1 protein-coding gene is annotated in these 1,671 nt (G+C 48.8%); it reads left to right on the top strand.

The genetic code is table 11. The features are described from left to right. The coding region (gene bchB / locus F6K20_RS37495) for a ferredoxin:protochlorophyllide reductase (ATP-dependent) subunit B (RefSeq protein WP_287298255.1) at nucleotides 1-1,469 on the top strand (1,469 nt) is incomplete at its 5' end. Between the last annotated feature and the right edge of the window lie 202 nt (nucleotides 1,470-1,671).

Raw genomic sequence — 1,671 nt, 5'->3', positions numbered from 1 at the left:
TGAGTTCTTTTAAGAACGTCCATGCTATTATGCATGCCCCCCTAGGGGATGACTACTTCAACGTGATGCGCTCCATGCTAGAGCGAGAGCGGGACTACACTCCGGTAACTGCTAGTATTGTTGACCGGAACGTGCTAGCACGGGGTTCTCAGGAAAAAGTGGTAGACAACATCACCCGCAAAGATCAGGAGGTAAACCCTGATCTGATTGTGCTTACCCCCACCTGCACCTCCAGTATCCTACAAGAAGACCTGGAGAACTTCGTAAACCGGGCTCAGATGGATGCTAAGGCTGATGTGATGTTGGCAGATGTCAACCACTACCGGGTCAATGAATTGCAAGCGGCTGACCGCACCCTAGATCAAATTATTCAGTTCTACCTCAACAAAGCCCGCAAGAAGGGTGAGTTGCCAGAGGGCAAAACCGCAAAGCCCTCGGTTAACATCATTGGTATTTCTACCCTTGGCTTCCACAATCAACACGATTGTACTGAACTGAAGCGGCTGATGGCTGATTTGGGCATTGAAGTTAACGAAGTCATCCCAGAGGGAGCTTCTGTTCACAATCTGAAAAATCTACCTCGGGCTTGGTTTAACCTGTTGCCTTATCGGGAAATTGGCTTGATGAGTGCCCGTTACCTGGAAGAAGAGTTCTCGATGCCCTATGTCGATATTGCTCCTCTGGGTGTGGTGGAAACTGCCCGTTGTATCCGTAAAATTCAGGAAATTGTCAATGGTCAAGGTGCTAATGTCGATTACGAAGAGTACATCAACAACCAAACCCTGTACGTTTCTCAAGCTGCCTGGTTCTCTCGCTCCATCGACTGCCAGAACTTGACGGGTAAGAAGGCTGTGGTTTTCGGAGATAATACCCACGCTGCGGCTATGACTAAGATTCTGGCACGGGAGATGGGTATTCATGTGGTGCTGGCTGGTACCTACTGCAAGTATGATGCGGACTGGTTCAAGGAGCAGGTGAGCGAATACTGTGATGAGATCCTGATCAGTGATGATAATGGTCAGATTGGGGATGCGATCGCACGAATTGAACCTGCTGCGATTTTCGGTACCCAAATGGAACGGCACGTTGGTAAGCGCTTGAATATTCCCTGTGGTGTGATTGCTGCTCCAATTCATATCCAAAACTTCCCCATCGGTTATCGCCCCTTCATGGGTTACGAAGGCACTAACCAAATTGCTGATTTGGTCTACAATTCCTTCACCTTGGGTATGGAAGACCACTTGTTGGAAATCTTTGGTGGTCATGATACCAAGGAAGTGATTACCAAGGGTATCTCTGCTGATTCTGACCTGAACTGGAGTAAGGACGCTAAAGCAGAACTGAATAAGGTGCCTGGTTTTGTTCGCGGTAAAGTGAAGCGCAATACTGAGAAGTTTGCTCGTGAGCGTGGCTTTAGTGAAATCACTCTTGAAGTGATGTATGCCGCTAAGGAAGCTGTAGGGGCTTGAGGTTAATACAGCTTTAACCTGAATCAGGGGAGATGGGGAGATGGCCAGATGGGGAGATGGCCAGATGGGAACCCACCCCTAGGGCGTGTCTTCAAACTCCGAGTACCCCCGTTTCCCTTAAAAAAGGGGGACTTTGAGTATGGCTCCCCCCTTAATAAGGGGGGCTGGGGGGGATCTAATATCTTGCGGAAAACTTTGAAAA

It is taken from the genome of Moorena sp. SIO2C4, assembly GCF_010672485.1.
GTDB classification, from domain to species: Bacteria; Cyanobacteriota; Cyanobacteriia; order Cyanobacteriales; family Coleofasciculaceae; genus Moorena; species Moorena producens.
This window is presented reverse-complemented; position numbering and strand designations above follow the sequence as displayed.